Annotated in this window: 17 protein-coding genes; 3 read left to right on the top strand and 14 right to left on the bottom strand. The window is 56.0% G+C overall.

Annotation, left to right across the window (positions count from 1 at the left end):
• Window positions 1-572: 572 nt before the first annotated feature.
• From C5P05_RS16655 to C5P05_RS34040, 6 genes are all read right to left on the bottom strand, one after another.
• Window positions 573-908: a DUF3223 domain-containing protein gene (locus C5P05_RS16655; protein WP_198674754.1), complete on the bottom strand. Its 336-nt coding sequence runs from the start codon at window positions 906-908 to the stop codon at window positions 573-575.
• Window positions 909-921: 13 nt separating this feature from the next.
• The gene (locus tag C5P05_RS16650; protein WP_157979359.1) at window positions 922-2,073 is read right to left on the bottom strand and encodes a beta family protein; all 1,152 of its coding nucleotides are present in this window, start codon (window positions 2,071-2,073) and stop codon (window positions 922-924) included.
• 1 nt (window position 2,074) lies between these two features.
• Window positions 2,075-3,298 carry an ImmA/IrrE family metallo-endopeptidase gene (locus C5P05_RS16645; RefSeq protein ID WP_232834537.1) on the bottom strand — a complete coding sequence of 408 codons (1,224 nt, stop codon included), beginning with the start codon at window positions 3,296-3,298 and terminating at the stop codon, window positions 2,075-2,077.
• Window positions 3,295-3,552 (bottom strand): type II toxin-antitoxin system HigB family toxin, encoded by a 258-nt coding sequence (locus C5P05_RS16640; protein ID WP_114970969.1) that lies wholly within the window; start codon window positions 3,550-3,552, stop codon window positions 3,295-3,297. The genes C5P05_RS16645 and C5P05_RS16640 overlap by 4 nt, the downstream gene beginning before the upstream one ends.
• Window positions 3,553-4,194: 642 nt before the next feature.
• Window positions 4,195-4,671, bottom strand: coding sequence for a DUF2628 domain-containing protein (locus C5P05_RS16635; protein ID WP_114970968.1), 477 nt, complete (start codon window positions 4,669-4,671; stop codon window positions 4,195-4,197).
• A 32-nt stretch (window positions 4,672-4,703) separates the two neighbouring features.
• Entirely contained in the window at window positions 4,704-4,925 is a 222-nt protein-coding gene (locus C5P05_RS34040; RefSeq protein ID WP_198674753.1) for a hypothetical protein, read from the bottom strand.
• 471 nt (window positions 4,926-5,396) lie between these two features.
• Between C5P05_RS34040 and C5P05_RS16625 the strand changes: the two genes are divergently transcribed.
• The gene (locus tag C5P05_RS16625) at window positions 5,397-5,726 is read left to right on the top strand and encodes a helix-turn-helix domain-containing protein (RefSeq protein WP_114970966.1); all 330 of its coding nucleotides are present in this window, start codon (window positions 5,397-5,399) and stop codon (window positions 5,724-5,726) included.
• Between the two features lie 150 nt (window positions 5,727-5,876).
• Here the strand turns inward: C5P05_RS16625 and C5P05_RS16620 are convergent, their stop codons facing one another.
• The 7 genes from C5P05_RS16620 to C5P05_RS16590 all read right to left on the bottom strand — a co-directional run bounded on the left by C5P05_RS16620 (window position 5,877) and on the right by C5P05_RS16590 (window position 10,754).
• Window positions 5,877-6,404 (bottom strand): hypothetical protein, encoded by a 528-nt coding sequence (locus C5P05_RS16620; RefSeq protein WP_114970965.1) that lies wholly within the window; start codon window positions 6,402-6,404, stop codon window positions 5,877-5,879.
• 6 nt (window positions 6,405-6,410) lie between these two features.
• Window positions 6,411-6,674: a hypothetical protein gene (locus C5P05_RS16615; RefSeq protein ID WP_114970964.1), complete on the bottom strand. Its 264-nt coding sequence runs from the start codon at window positions 6,672-6,674 to the stop codon at window positions 6,411-6,413.
• Between the two features lie 176 nt (window positions 6,675-6,850).
• Window positions 6,851-7,024, bottom strand: a complete 174-nt coding sequence (locus C5P05_RS33730) for a hypothetical protein (RefSeq protein WP_157979358.1) — start codon at window positions 7,022-7,024, stop codon at window positions 6,851-6,853.
• A gap of 18 nt (window positions 7,025-7,042) precedes the next feature.
• Entirely contained in the window at window positions 7,043-8,026 is a 984-nt protein-coding gene (locus C5P05_RS16605; RefSeq protein WP_232834536.1) for a hydrolase or metal-binding protein, read from the bottom strand.
• Between the two features lie 107 nt (window positions 8,027-8,133).
• Window positions 8,134-9,144, bottom strand: coding sequence for a YqaJ viral recombinase family protein (locus C5P05_RS16600; protein WP_114970962.1), 1,011 nt, complete (start codon window positions 9,142-9,144; stop codon window positions 8,134-8,136).
• Window positions 9,145-9,266: 122 nt separating this feature from the next.
• On the bottom strand, window positions 9,267-10,235 hold the full coding sequence (locus C5P05_RS16595) for a DUF932 domain-containing protein (protein ID WP_114970961.1): 969 nt from the start codon (window positions 10,233-10,235) through the stop codon (window positions 9,267-9,269).
• A gap of 237 nt (window positions 10,236-10,472) precedes the next feature.
• The gene (locus C5P05_RS16590) at window positions 10,473-10,754 is read right to left on the bottom strand and encodes a hypothetical protein (protein WP_232834535.1); all 282 of its coding nucleotides are present in this window, start codon (window positions 10,752-10,754) and stop codon (window positions 10,473-10,475) included.
• Between the two features lie 415 nt (window positions 10,755-11,169).
• Between C5P05_RS16590 and C5P05_RS16585 the strand changes: the two genes are divergently transcribed.
• The gene (locus tag C5P05_RS16585) at window positions 11,170-11,988 is read left to right on the top strand and encodes a hypothetical protein (RefSeq protein WP_114970959.1); all 819 of its coding nucleotides are present in this window, start codon (window positions 11,170-11,172) and stop codon (window positions 11,986-11,988) included.
• 427 nt (window positions 11,989-12,415) lie between these two features.
• Here C5P05_RS16585 and rsmI read toward each other — a convergent pair whose 3' ends face one another.
• A complete protein-coding gene (gene rsmI, locus C5P05_RS16575; protein WP_114970957.1) occupies window positions 12,416-13,327 on the bottom strand; it encodes a 16S rRNA (cytidine(1402)-2'-O)-methyltransferase in 912 nt (303 codons plus the stop codon).
• Between rsmI and C5P05_RS16570 the strand changes: the two genes are divergently transcribed.
• Window positions 13,327-13,713 (top strand): YraN family protein, encoded by a 387-nt coding sequence (locus C5P05_RS16570; RefSeq protein ID WP_114970956.1) that lies wholly within the window; start codon window positions 13,327-13,329, stop codon window positions 13,711-13,713. The two genes, rsmI and C5P05_RS16570, sit on opposite strands and share 1 nt — an antisense overlap.
• Window positions 13,714-13,745 lie beyond the last annotated feature (32 nt).

Here is a 13,745-nt window from a genome sequence, read left to right as displayed (position 1 = left end):
CTGCCGACCCAACGCGCCAGTCAGGTGGGCGACTTGCTGCCCCATCGCTGGCAACCTCAAACCATTCGTTGACGACTAATGCATTGACGCGCTCATCGCGTCAATGTGTGTTCCCCAGTTGCTTACCCCTTATCTTCCGAAAGCCAAGCTCAGTCGCGTTTACCATCGGTGTCATTTATGAAGCTTTCTCGGAGTCCAAATCGACAACCTCCGGAACTTTGATATAGTCACATGGAGCAATGCAAATTTTGAATTGTGCGATGGCCGCACGATGATGAGGCGTTCCTAACGCACAACTACAGCCTGACCCATTGCGCAGGCCGTTAAAAGGGCAACTCCCTGGACCCCTCACCGGGGGCGAGGTGCTGTCGGGGACGGGAACTTCGGTTTTTGTCCCCTACTCAGGGTCCACGAGCGCCGAGACCTAATCCAATTAGCCATGTAAACGTTTACCGGCAAGCTATCGCCTAAAGTTTGGCTCAAACGTCTCTAGACTACGTTTTCGCTTACGCTGAATGTCTGCTTCTGACTCGATGCTAAGACGTCGAATCACGAACTGCTCTACCAATCACTCACGCCGGCACAGGACGGTCTAAGTTGACTGCAGCAATATAGCTGAAATCATCTGAAGTACCATCAGTGCGGTGAACGTGAAAGCCAACCGTACTCCAGCCTTCGCCAGTGTTCCGTTGCTTTGAAAAATGGTCAATACCAGATCCAATTTTAGAAGTTCCATCAAGCGTGGTCGAGTCGTACCGCACTAAAAGGGAACATAGGTCGTCATGGTCAGCCACAACCGAGATAGGATCCCCTTCAGAGTAGCTGCTCAACATTGCCTTGAAGTGAGCCAGGGCGTCCTTTTTAGCTCGCCATGTTCGACCATTAGAAAGACTCACAGGCTTAGCCATAAAAACTCCAAAGTCAAGCGATCTTGCCGCTGGTTTTAACTGAGACAGGTGCTGGCACTGCGACAGACAAGTCAAATTGTTCAACCTCGGCAAGGGCATAGGCCAGATGATGACTCGTGTCGTTGCTGATCCATTGAGCGTGATGACCTTTGATTTTCTTTTGGCTGCAATCAAGTATTTGTTGATCCCCCCAACTGAAGTTTGCACCCAAATAGTGGGGCGACGCCACAACCTTTTGGGCAAGTCCCCACATTTGCTCGCCCTTACCCGGTAGCATCATTGAATGCCCACGCACAACTAAAAAGTGCTTGTCAATGGTGTGACGAATCTTGCCATTGCCGTGTGGGTTAGGGATGCCCTCATTGCTACTCGGGCCTCGAATACCGTAGTCTCCGTAGACAAGAGCCGAATCTGGATACTGCTGACGTGCGGCTTGCCATAGCAACATCTCTTTACGAACGACCTTTCCCACGGTATCCGGTTTCTTTACTGCCAGGTCGATCGACTTTGGAAGTGAGCAGCCGGCGCTTGCAAAATATCTGAAGCCAAGTGGCATAAGCAGGTTCAAAATTGCGTCTGAGTCGCCCACCATTTTCTCAACAGAGCGTCCAGTTACATCACCAAAATCGATCAGAACTGAGCATGCTCCTGGCTCCAGTTCAAATCGGGCAAGCATAGCCTCAATATTCTCCAGAAAGAAGTCCGGCTCGGCAGCATCTTCAAGGGCTTGCGCGTCGAGACGTAGGCAATAGTACGGCGTGCCGGGGAGTTCAAGTCCTTGCATTGCCAGACTGTACGTAGGATTTTCCCATCGGTCGTACCCTATCACTGGCACTACATCAACCCCCAGAGCCTGTAAGCGGGTGAACAGGTATGGGAGGACATGCTCGCCGCTTTCCACTGTTGCATCTGCAGGCCATTGGTAAGCATCTACCATCGCTGTTCGACCGGACCAAACTTTCGCGATTCTGTTTGTCACTTCATCCAAGTAGGCAGTCGTAGGAGTAGGGCAGCCTACAAAACGTTTCGCTTCCAATATGTTCGGCCCGATGCGCGGGACTTCAAAGAGCGGCAGCATCTTTTTAGCATGAACTGGATCGATGTTGGCGAGGGCGATCGACTCGCTATTCATAGCCTTGAGCAACGGAATGTATTTGGGGAGCATGTTATGCCTCGCTGTCGTTGGAAGTCGTAAAACAATTTTTAACTTGGCCATGTCCCAACATATCCGTGAAAAGGCCGTAATTTCCGGACTCTTTACGTAGTCTGCCAGCAATTATGGCGGGATGAATTCTCAGTTCCTTTGCAAGCTTCTCTATGCTCGCCTTGCTTGGGGAGATAAATGCGTCACTTCGCCGCCATAGTATTCGCGGAATGAAGGCCTCTCCTGCAAGCCGGTTTGCCTCAGCCTCTCTTCTGTCTTCGGATGATGCGTCTAGATCATCAAGGAATGCCTCTTGGTCGTCCACATGTTTCCAAAGATGAGCAACCTCATGGAGAAGGGTGAACCAGAAGTTATCCAGTCGGTCATACCTCAAAGTCAAACCAACAATAGGGGTGCCATCAGAATCTCTAAGTGCTGCCCCATCCACAAGAGTCCCTTTAAGGTGAGGCTCAATAACGACGGCAATTCCGTGCTTCTCAAGGTATTCCACCGCAAGGGTGGGCCCGCTTTCCGACCAACTGAGCTGAGCCAATTCCCGCAAAAAACTGGCTGAAAGCACGGTGGGATCAAATGCACCTAAACCTGACTTTCGTTTTCTGGCTGTCTGAATGACTCGTGCCAGCCACGCATACAGGGCGTACTTCGTGGTTGGCGATTGTGCTTCCCCCGCGAGAGTCCGCCGAAACGCGGCGGTGCCGAAATGCAATCCTGCATCCATGATGAAGTTTTTCACCACGTCTTCCACTGCCGTGCTCGCTCTGCTGGTTTGAGTTCTCAGCCATCCACGCTGCATCATTTCATTGATAGGGAATTTGGACCAATCAACGTCGCTCTTCTTGGGCGCAACTTCGGGAGCAGAAAGACCGATCAAAGTTTCAGCTGACAATCCGAGTCCAATTGCGAGCGCACGGATCATTTGCACCGTCAACGGACGCTTTCGGCTCAAAACCTCGGATACTCGGCTACTCGTGCCAAAGTACGGAACGAGGTCCGCCTGCTTCAGGCCTTTCTCACTCATCCGAAAAAGGATTGCGTCAACTGGATCAGGGCTTTCAACTGGATACTTTGTGTTTTCGTATGCCTCCAGAAGCACAGTCAGCAGTTCAAGCCTGTCGCTCTCCGTGCTGTTTAGCGCATGTCCCTTGGCCATAAGAGCTTGGATTTCGTCCAGGTAAGCGTCATATTGCGCTGCCGTCCGAATAACCTTCGCTTCCATCAATTTCATTGTTCAACCTTCAAGTCTGTAATCAAGGCGATTCCTTGGGGAAAAGCAATAAGTAGGTCCACAGTGGCGGCGCCGTTGTCAATAGGGAAGCGGAAGTTGCACTCGCCCTTGTGAATAGCTTTGGGGAACTGATGGCGAACGTCCAGCGGTTGTTTCCAGTTCGCGGCGATTACCTCAGCTATCCAACTGGAAAGCCAAGCTTGAGCGCCCGTGCCGTACAAGCCGATGAGTCGTTCCCTGCCAATTAATCTCATATCGTATTTCCCATTTTGGGAGATTGTATTGTATTAATGTTTTATATGTTCATCCCATTTTGGGAGTTTTTCAAAATGTGGGAGTTTTTTCAACAATGTGAGGTCATTGCAGTAGCGCATTGAGGCTCCCATCGCCCCTGGCCCGTCCAGGACGATGAAAATCGTGCGCCCACTTTCGATCATTCCACGCAAGTAACTGCCGGTTTTTGAATGTCGGCTTTACGGCAACCAATTCCTACATGCATACAACGGCAATAGGTCGAGAAGCTTCTGTCGGGACAATGCCCAAGGAGTCACTGGCGAAAGTGAAGAGCTGATATTCGCGAAGACGATCTGGGAAACCGAAACACCCACTCATACTGCGGGATCGTTTTTTTCAACTGGCCGTCAACACAGCGAAGCAAAGCCCCACATAGCAGCCTTTCCCGTCTTTCAAACAAAATATTACTTAACTTCTTGGCCGAAATTGCCGTACACCAGACTTCAAAGAATTTCTCTTCGCCTGAACAGGGCGCGCTGTTCATTTCTGCATCCGTATCCGTTTTTACGGCAAAAAAAAATGATCTCCGTTGTGTTGCACCCTGCCTCGGTGCAACACAACGGAATCATGCCGCTTGTCGCTGTCTGATCAGCTCCACTGTCTTACCACCAGCCGTTATCTCCGAGCACCATCTTCTTGTAGTAATCGGTGGCGGAGCGCCTGGAAAAAACGCCCGCTGCAAAGAAGGCGGCCGCGTCCGGAGAGATTCCGATCGCCTCCAAAATGATCGCCAGGATGATCACCGCCACCGCGCACACACCGAGCAGCGTGAGTCCTTTCTTCCACATCCCGTTGGCCGCGTAATAGAACGGTCCGAACAAAAATGCCCAGATATTGAAGATCAGTTGAAAGCGTTCAGCGAATGACAGTTCCTTCATTTTTGGAAGTTTGGGGCCACCTGCTTTTTCTATCAAAGCAAACCTTCGCATCCAGGCGTCCGACAGCCCGGTGGATGCCGCCGCCGATACGGTCTGAGCCCGCTGCGCAGACTTGGCCTGCAAAGCTTGAGGGGCACCGCATTGAGGGCACGTCGGTGCTGTTTCGTGAATCTGTTTGCCGCATCCGTGACAGTTAATCATGATTTTTTTCCTTTTAAATTGAATTGAACGGGTTAAAACGAGCCGAGCAGGACCAGCAGCGAAAGCGACAACAGGACAACGCCTGCGATCGCCATGCCCTTGCCTGCTTTTTTGTTGCCCAGGCTGGTGACACCCAGCGCTAAGCCGGCGGAAAGAATGATCCCCATGCCGATCAACTCTTCCTTACCGTGTTTCGAGTCCTCCGCGAGCGCCAGAATGCCAAGGACGCCAAGCACCAGCGATGCAATCGCCATCCAGAGTGACCCGCTTTCGCTGGTCGTAGCCGGTACCGGCGATTTCAAGACGCCGCCGCACTGCGGGCAGCTTGACGCTTGCTCGTGAATGTCCTTGCAGCAATATCGACAGGGAACCATTGAAGTTGTCCTTTCCTTTGGGTGAAGTCGAAAAGTTGGCCGGCCACGCCAGCTGAATAGAAAGGCCGCCCACGCGCTGGCAGGGCTGCTTGGTGTTGAACGGCCGCGGAACAGTCCGCAGGCGGCGCCAGCGGCCATGGCCGGATCTGCGCGCTGCGGTGTGCAGTTATGTTTTTTCTAATGATGCTTTTGAATCCCCTTTAAGTTTAAAAAAATGCACGCCCAGATCCACCGGCTCCTGCCGGAATCCGGTGTGCCTGTGCGCACCCCTCCCTCGACCGTGCATGTGCCTATCTTAATGGGCTTCAAACACCGTGGATTTAAACACCTCTTGATTACAGCATTGGAGGCATGCCACGATCCGCCGCCACCCCAGCACTACCCCTTCGATTGACTTTTGCCAGAAACATCCGTCTGGTGCGGATTCACGCGGGCATCTCGCAGGAACGTATGGCCGCTGAGGCGGGTCTGGACCGGGCCTTCGTCGGCACGCTGGAGCGCGGACAGCGCAACATTTCCATTGACAACATCGAGCTGATCGCCAGGGCCATCGGCGTACCCGCACATGAGTTGATGAATCCTGACCTGCCGCAGTTGCGCGGACTCGATATCACGCTGACGCGCGCACCCCGCACCGCAAGGCCCTACCCGGTGGCACGGCAAGCCAAAGCCAGGTTGTAGCCCGCTGGCACGCCTTCAGACTCGCGGCCGGTCTTCCTGGCTTCCATCACAACGCTGTCAACGCGCCCAGAGCCGGGTTGAGTTTCGCCGCCCTTTGAATCAGCTGGTCCGTCAAACCGATCTTGATCTCTTTTGCCTGGAATGCACCCGTCAAGCAACACGGCATGGTTTCATGCGATCCAGACGCTCCTTGATGCTGTCACCGATGCGCTGGATGGCGAGGCCGACTGGCTCATAGGTTTCACGCTTGTCGATGCCGTGGTGAACGAGCGCTCGCTTGATGCCCAAAGCGTCCAGGGCCTTGGTGAGTTGGACCTGCACATTAGTGCGGCGCTGAAAGCTGTTGAACGGATAAGCTTTCCCTCTGGCATGAAGGCGTTTGAGCAACTTGATGCGCTGCATGCCTTCATACAGGCTGACGGAGCCCACCTCATGCAGTCGCACGTCGATACTGACCGTGCCGACCAGATCAAGCCAGACATACAGGCCGATGTCGCAGATGGCGCGGCTATCGTCATTCACGCAACTGTTGTCGCCCGGTACGACACGCCGCAGTGAAAGCCAGAACGAAGTGGACTGCTTGTCACGACTGCCATCATCAATGTCGCCCCAGTAGCCTGGACCCGTACGGTCCGCCCACGTGGGGATAACGATCTCGGTTTGGCTTGATTTTTTCATACTTACTCACTTTTTTGAAAGTCTGTTCTCCAGGATTTCAGCCTCCTCTTGCGCAAGGCCGGCGTTGGTTCGGGGGTGGTAGTTGCCATAGTCTCCGAGTTGAATCGCATAGCCCTTGGTGAATTCGACGATCTTGTAATGGGCAATGCCGACAGAAAACCGACTGGCTTCGAAGGGCGGCAAGGTATTCACAACGGACTGCGCTTGTTCTCGGGTGGCGTAATAGATGGGGGCAAAACTCTTCGGATCACAGTTGAGAGATTTCTTCATGGTCGATTGCTTTCAAGTTGAGGGTTAACTCGGGTTTGGTTTGTTTGAGGGGCCTGTTTCCAACTTTGTGTACGTGACCGAGGAAACAGGAAAATCGCCACGGCCTGATGGCCAGGCTCCTTGCTTTTGACCGCGCACAAAAAAGCCCCGAACTGCGGGGCTTTGAGGTGTACGTGTCAGAAACGCCGGAATTGCGCACGGTCAAACCGCCGCCGATCCCAGCCAAGTTGATGCAGCAGCCGGGCTCTGGCCTGGACGGGGTCGTCGGCAAAGCCACGGTAGGTTTCACAATGGCTGGTGTACTGGTATTCCCAGCCACCGCTGATGCGCTGGTACAAGATGATGTCCATGCGACTTCTCTGTCCTAGTCAGTCCCTACCCTGCATGGGTTGCGGCGTAGCCTGGTTGACTGCCCCTCTTGGCCCGTTGCCAGATCGGCTGCCATTGCCGTTCATCAGCGCGGCTTTGTGATTGAGCTTGTCGGCCAGGCCAGGTTTTGGCCCTGCGAGTGATGCATTACCAGCTGGATTGCTGCTGAAGCCGCTGTCAAACTCATCTGGAAAGAACTCCTCCACGACCGCCGCGCCATCTTCTTCAGATTCCTCAAATGCCCCGGCGGCGAAACCGTCTCGGGCTGCTTCGTCCAGCGCAGCTTGGTCATAACCCGAAGCCTTGCGAATTTCACAGGCCGATTTGGCACTGACGATGGCATCGGCCATCGTCATGCCTGGCTGGATCGTCAAGTCCACGTAGTAAATCGGTGCCCGGTGCGACTGCGTGGTCGATTTGCCGCGCAGGCGCAGTTCCAGCGGCAAGGTGGACAGCAGCCCGCCGGAAACCGCATGGAAGTATTTCAGCCTTGCCGACAAAGTGCGGATGCTGTTGAAGCCCGTGGTCCTGAAGACGAAGCTGCCGAGCTCGTCGTCGTCGCCGATGCGCACGTTTAAACGGCCATAGGGCTTGCAATGCCCTCCACTGGCCAGTTCGCAGGAATCCGGTGAAGGACATGGCAAGGTCTGCACGCCCGCCGCCAAGGAACGGCGACAGGTCTCGCCATTGCCGACACACAGGGGCCGACCCGTTTGACGGTCAAACAGGCTGTAATTGGCGCGCAGGTTGAGGTCCGGGTCATCGAACAACAGCCGGACCGGAATGTTGCGCAGCTTGGTCGTGGGCGTTTTGCGCAGGGTCTCGTCCACGGGATGGTTGACCCAGCCGTCCTTGGTTTGCACCTGGCTGGTGATGGTGAATTCGTCGTCCTTTTCCGGTAGCCGCTTGCCGTTCTTTTCCACGACTTTGCCGATCGAAATCCGGCCAATGACCGGGGGCGTTAACGCCAAACCTTTGAGCATGATGATTCCTTTTTGAGTGAGAAGAGCCTGCTTCATCCATCTGAATAAAGGCAGGCACATTGATTGATACGCATGACACACAACACCCCCAAGCGGGGCGCGCCGGTTTAGACATTCACGAGAAAGCGCCTGGAGCCAGGCTTGACCAGGGCGTAGCGCTGCAGCAGTTCCGGCTGGTCCTTCAGCAGATTGACCACGTCCAGCCCGCTCCCGTCCTTGCTGCGTTTCCAGGTCACGTCTCCGGTTTCGAACACCACTTTGGTGGCGTCCCCCATGCGTTGCTGGATGCGCTGCTTGAGCTGCGCTTCCAGCAGCACGTTGCTGGTCAGCATTTCCCGAACGGCCAGTAGGTCGGAAAACGCCGCCGACATGGCCAGGTCCTGCGACAGGTCGAGGACGGAGCCGCTGTCCTGCGGGTACAGGCAGCGCAGCGCGACATCCGCCGAATCCGAGCCGTCCGCCGGTGGCGCTGTATTCGTTTCCACGTAGCGCCAGAACTGCCGTTCCAGCTCCATCAGGCGGGCGATCATGGTGTCGTCGCGCTCGATGCGGTGGATCTGCAGATCCTGGCCGCCGATCAGCACCGCCACGTCCGCCGTCTGTTTGCCGGTGACCGCGAGCTGGTGCATGACCTGCAACTGGATATATTCCGGCACGCCCTCCTTCCAGAGCCGCGCGCCGTTGATGCCCGCCGTCTTGCACTCCAGGATCTGCACCTCGGGTGTGCCGATGACTTCGCGGTCCAGGTTCGCCAGCATCCACGGTTCGGTCGGGTGCTGCAACACGGCATTGATGCGCCGGACCTTGTGGCCTGTGCGCATGGTGTAGTGCGCCGCCACGATGGATTCGAGCAAGGTGCCCCAGTACATGGGACTGGTCTGATCCTTGGGATCGACTTTGGGCAGGCCGGCGTCCCGCCCGGTTTTATTCAGCCAGAGTTCCAGCTGTGAACAATAGGGATTGAGTCCGACGGCGGACGCGGCATCCGAACTGCCGATGCCGCCTTTTCTGACGCTCAGCCATTGCTCGCGATTGAGGTCCTGCGTTTTGACCAGCTTCAGGGCTGGCTTGGACCGGGTGGGCTTGTCTGCCTTGGGTGCTATGTGTGCATTGGCCATGGTGCTTCCTTCAATAAGCTATTTCTGTTTCACAAATGAAAAAACCCCGGTCCATGCAAGATGGAGCGGGGCTGTATGCCGTCGTGTGCTTTGACGGTTGGTGCGAGGAAGTTACTTGCTGTTCATGCCGCCAGTTGCAGCGCATAGTCCAGGGCACGCTGCTTGAGATTGGCGCCTTGCCCGAACCAGGCCGAATCGAGACGGTATTCCTGGCTGCGGGCGCGTCTCTCGTGGTCGACAAACTCGGTGACGGCATTGAGCAGGCCCCAGGCCGTGCCCGAAGCCGAGGCCAGCTCCGCGCCGTGGCCCTGCCCGTCAAACAGGGCTTGCACTTTCTTCAAGGCGCGCTCGTTCATCAGGCCCTGCGCCGGATCGACATGACTGTCGGTCTGGCACAGGACTTTGAGGAAGTAGTTCATGCTTTCATGCGATTTCACTTTGCGCTCTGACAGCGTTTTCATGCGGTACATGAAACTGTCCCACTGCGACACCGCAATCCCCAATTGCTTCTTCACCGCCTGGGCATCGAAGCTGGTGCTGTGCGGCACCTTGATCGCGCTGCTGGCACCATTCAGGGCAATGGCGAGGGTGTTGTTGCAGACGACCCGGACGGTGGTCGGCGTGGCGGTGGTCGCCAGAGTGCCGTCGCAGGAGGTGGCCAGCAGGATGTAGCCTTTCACGACATCGTTGCCTTTGAGAGTGGCTTCTTTGCCTGTTTTAGCCAGCGCCCAGAACTTCTTGCCTTCCTTCAGGACACCAGCGGTTTCCAGCTCGAAGCCCGATATCTCGGTCAGGTCCCGGTAAAACTCCAGCACCGCTTTGGGCTGCACCACCTGATAGCGGCCGCTGACCACGGACAGCGCCGCTTTGGTGTCGCTGCGGTACAGCACTTTCTGTTCGTTGAACGACATGATGGCGCCGAGCGAGCCGATCTGCTCGGTCAGGTAACGCACCGGGGTTTCGCAGATGTTCCAGTCCATCCCGGCTTCCTTGGCCCAGACGTCGATGGATTGTTTGGCGGGCAATGGGTTGCCCAGTTGATGCCAGGGGGTTTCGCCGGTATAGGTCATGGATTGAATAAGGTGTGCCATTGAGGACTTCTTTCGTTTGTGACGCACGTGACAAAGCCGCTGGGTTGATACAGCAAAGTGCAAGTCGGTGCCTGGGGTTGATTAAAGGGAACTAAGGGAAAACGACGCGAGGGGTGCCGACGCTTGTTGATATGTCGGCAAGGCGATTGGCGTCAGGCAGAACTGGACGATGACGCCCTGCGTGACCAGCTCCCTGCGGCTGAGCCCGCGATTGCATAAGGCAGTGAATGAAATGGATCAGATCCGTTTCAGACTGAACGTGTGACCGCAATCCAGGCAGTGACAGTTGTCCAGGACATTGTCATCCACCACCTCGCCCAGTCGCGCGCCCATGGCGCCGCCGGCAGCGCCACCGAACAGTCCGCCAATGATGGCACCGGCCAGGCCGCCGAAGATGGCGCCGACCGGGCCGGCAACCAATCCGGCGCTGGCGCCCAGTTCAGCGCCACCCATGGCGCCGGCTGCGCCAGTGGCCGCGCCTGCCACAGCACCGAGAGTGCCGCCGGTTTTCTTTGCCAAGTTTTTTGTGCCAATTCGATCTGATTGGCAATGGGGACAAGTTAAGGTCATTTTTAGAGCTCCTGATTGAGGTTTGAGAGAAGAAAACCAGTCTCTCGTCTGGGTGAAAACTGCGACGTCGGCATAAATGCCCACTCAAGGGCATGGCGTGTTGAATCCAGTCAGCTGTTTGCGGCGGAAGACATGGGTGAAAGTTTTTCCTTATGGTCTGAGAACGGTGTTCGCGAATTCATCAAAAACGTACTGGACGCGACGGCCACCCAAAAGCGGCCAACGATGAGAAGTACCGTTCTTGCGCCTTGCTGATCGAGCCCGGGCAATGACGGTCCCCAGGACAAAAGCCTGGAGGCAGCCGTTGCGACCGCAGGTTTACCAGCAAGAAAAATGATTGGTGAAATTTATTGGAGAGAACAAAATGGAATTTGCCCGATGCACGCAGAACGATTTGATTTACAACGCGCAGCAATTCGCGGGATTGCCAACAGATGATTTGTCGCAAAAGCGGCGTTACCTGGTCTGTCCTGAATGTGGGGGTCATGCTTTTTTCCGCATCGAGACCCGAAATGACCGCGAGGCCTGTTTTGGTGCGCGACCCCATGCCGACGGGTGCCACTTTCGCGGAGCGCAGGCTGCTGCCAATGCCAGAGACTATGCGGATGCCCATGGCCATCCTGCTCACCGCCTGGTTGTGGATTTTGACTATGGGGCTCCGGCGCAATGGAGTCGACCTATCCACCCCGGCGATGTTGAAGACATCAGGACTCAGGATGAACTGGTTGCCGGGTCCGGCTCCAATAGCAACCATGTTCAGCACGTGCGGTTGCGACCACTGCTGCGTCTATTGACTGCCCCAACAGCCTTCAGGACCTCACCTCAAATTGTGGACGTGGCTGGTTTTGGCACATTCGCAGTGACAGATTTTTTTGTATCGTTTGAAGCAGCAGCTCCAATGCACAGCTTTAAATTGAATGGATTTTTTGGACAGCTTGTGTCAGCCCAATTCGATCATGCGAACACGCTGTGGTTGAACTCAGGTGGACACGCTAATCTGAGCATCTGTGTACCGGGGCAGCATGTTGCGGATCTGTTCAGTCGTTTTGGAATAAGCGACCAGGAACAGTTGACAGGAACCCGTGTGCTGATCTTTGGAGTCATGCAAATCTCACAGACAGGCAAAAGGTATGTCGTACTGGAAGACTTGAACCACATCACCATTGATTTTGGGCGTGACTAACAAGCGCCACAACCGAATCTGGAGGGCATTAGACGCTCAAGTGAACGAATGCTCTTCAACTCCATCATGGTGATATGTGGCTGAAAATTTTTAGAATAGTAGCTTTGCTAGTTGGCTCGGCCAGGGCACTCCAACTAACAGTCCGTTCTTCGCTGATGAAGTTCATACAGTGGCATACCAAGTCAAACCGTTTCATTTACAGGACACAAAAAGTTTTGACGGTACTTTTGACGGTACTTTTCGAAATCAAATTCAAAAAATATGTTATTTTCATTGGGGAAACGGTTTTAAATGTGATCCCCGCCAGCGCACCAGCACTAGCTTTCCCCGTGATTGAGTGCCAATTTAGTCGGATTTTGCATGAGTGAGCTTTTACTCATGCGCACCGATTACCTCCATGCAAACTGGTGAACATGTCGACGCCGGTTTAATCCTCTTTCAGACTCAAGGCCAGCTCGTAAAGCGCGTTGCGGGGTTCGCCGGTGATGTCGGCGGCCAGCTTGACGGCAGTTTTCAGCGGCAGCTGTGCCAGCAGCAGTTTCAGGACACGGGTATCCGGTCCCGCTTGTGTCTCGGCTTGGGCGGGGTGGAGCACCACAACGAACTCGCCACGCAGGCGGTTCCCGTCCTGGGCCAGCCAGGCCGGGAAGCTCTCCGCACTGACCGTGGCTATCTCTTCGAACTGCTTGGTCAGCTCGCGACCGATGGTGACCAGGCGCGCGCCCAGCGTCGCCAGTGCCGTCGCCAGTGCCTCAATGCGATGCGGTGCTTCCAGTATCACCACCGCACGCCCCTCAAGGCGCAGACTTTCGATGGCGGCGGCGCGTTCGGTCGATTTCGACGACAGGAACCCGACGAACACAAATCCACTCTGCTGCGCGCCCTCATCCGCGATGCCGGCCACGCTCAAGGCGGCGGTCACGCTGCTGGCGCCGGGCAGCGGCACCACGGCCAAATGCGCTTGGCGCACGGCGGCCACCAGCCGGGCGCCGGGGTCGCTGATGGCCGGGGTGCCTGCGTCGCTGGCGTAGGCCACCCGCTGCCCTTGGCGCAGGCGCTCGATCACCGTCTGCGCAGCCTGCGCCTCGTTGTGCTGGTGCACCGCCAGCAGTTGCGAAGCCGACTTGTCGATGCCATAGGCGCGCAGCAAGGCCTGGGTGTGACGCGTGTCCTCGCAGGCAATCGCGTCGACCAGACCGAGCACATGCAGCGCACGCAGCGTGATGTCGGCCAGGTTGCCGATGGGCGTGGCCACGACGTACAGCGCGCCGGGCGGATAATTCTGATCAGCAGCCGCATCGGACGCGGCACTTAAAGCGGAGGCATAAGTAGAAATCAATGGTGTTCCCTCAAATCAAGGCCGAGATCCGCACGACCAAGCAACTGGGCGATGCGGCCGAAGATGCTGCGCTGCGCTACTTGCAACAGTCCGGCCTGCGTCTCCTGGAGCGCAATTATCGGACCCCGGGGCGCGGCGGCGGAGAAATTGACCTGATCATGCGGACGTCCGATGGCACCACCGTGTTTGTAGAGGTGCGCCGGCGCAAGAGTGCCAGCCACGGCGGGGCGGCCGCCAGCATCAGCCCGCTCAAGCAGCGGCGCATTATTTTTGCCGCGCGTCATTACCTGATGCGTCTGCGTGAGCCGCCGCCCTGCCGATTTGACGTGGTGCTGCTGGAACAAGGCGGTATTGAGTGGTTGCAGGCGGCGTTTGATGCCTATTGAACCGGCCAACCCGCCGCCGCACCAAGAGCGGC

This window comes from Rhodoferax ferrireducens, assembly GCF_003347515.1.
Lineage (GTDB): Bacteria > Pseudomonadota > Gammaproteobacteria > Burkholderiales > Burkholderiaceae_C > Rhodoferax.
Note: the sequence above shows the minus strand (reverse complement) of the source record. Positions and strands in the feature narration are given on the sequence as shown.

Excerpts from the sequence above, each read along its gene's own strand:
- C5P05_RS16635 (WP_114970968.1), bottom strand. The coding sequence starts at position 4,671 with ATGATTAACTGTCACGGATGCGGCAAACAGATTCACGAAACAGCACCG.
- C5P05_RS16600 (WP_114970962.1), bottom strand. The coding sequence starts at position 9,144 with ATGGCCAATGCACACATAGCACCCAAGGCAGACAAGCCCACCCGGTCC.
- C5P05_RS16615 (WP_114970964.1), bottom strand. The coding sequence starts at position 6,674 with ATGAAGAAATCTCTCAACTGTGATCCGAAGAGTTTTGCCCCCATCTAT.
- C5P05_RS16570 (WP_114970956.1), top strand. The coding sequence starts at position 13,327 with ATGGTGTTCCCTCAAATCAAGGCCGAGATCCGCACGACCAAGCAACTG.
- C5P05_RS16655 (WP_198674754.1), bottom strand. The coding sequence starts at position 908 with ATGGCTAAGCCTGTGAGTCTTTCTAATGGTCGAACATGGCGAGCTAAA.
- C5P05_RS33730 (WP_157979358.1), bottom strand. The coding sequence starts at position 7,024 with ATGGACATCATCTTGTACCAGCGCATCAGCGGTGGCTGGGAATACCAG.
- C5P05_RS34040 (WP_198674753.1), bottom strand. The coding sequence starts at position 4,925 with ATGGCGATTGCATCGCTGGTGCTTGGCGTCCTTGGCATTCTGGCGCTC.
- C5P05_RS16585 (WP_114970959.1), top strand. The coding sequence starts at position 11,170 with ATGGAATTTGCCCGATGCACGCAGAACGATTTGATTTACAACGCGCAG.
- C5P05_RS16625 (WP_114970966.1), top strand. The coding sequence starts at position 5,397 with ATGCCACGATCCGCCGCCACCCCAGCACTACCCCTTCGATTGACTTTT.
- C5P05_RS16645 (WP_232834537.1), bottom strand. The coding sequence starts at position 3,298 with ATGAAATTGATGGAAGCGAAGGTTATTCGGACGGCAGCGCAATATGAC.
- C5P05_RS16605 (WP_232834536.1), bottom strand. The coding sequence starts at position 8,026 with ATGCTCAAAGGTTTGGCGTTAACGCCCCCGGTCATTGGCCGGATTTCG.
- C5P05_RS16595 (WP_114970961.1), bottom strand. The coding sequence starts at position 10,235 with ATGGCACACCTTATTCAATCCATGACCTATACCGGCGAAACCCCCTGG.
- C5P05_RS16640 (WP_114970969.1), bottom strand. The coding sequence starts at position 3,552 with ATGAGATTAATTGGCAGGGAACGACTCATCGGCTTGTACGGCACGGGC.
- C5P05_RS16650 (WP_157979359.1), bottom strand. The coding sequence starts at position 2,073 with ATGCTCCCCAAATACATTCCGTTGCTCAAGGCTATGAATAGCGAGTCG.
- C5P05_RS16620 (WP_114970965.1), bottom strand. The coding sequence starts at position 6,404 with ATGAAAAAATCAAGCCAAACCGAGATCGTTATCCCCACGTGGGCGGAC.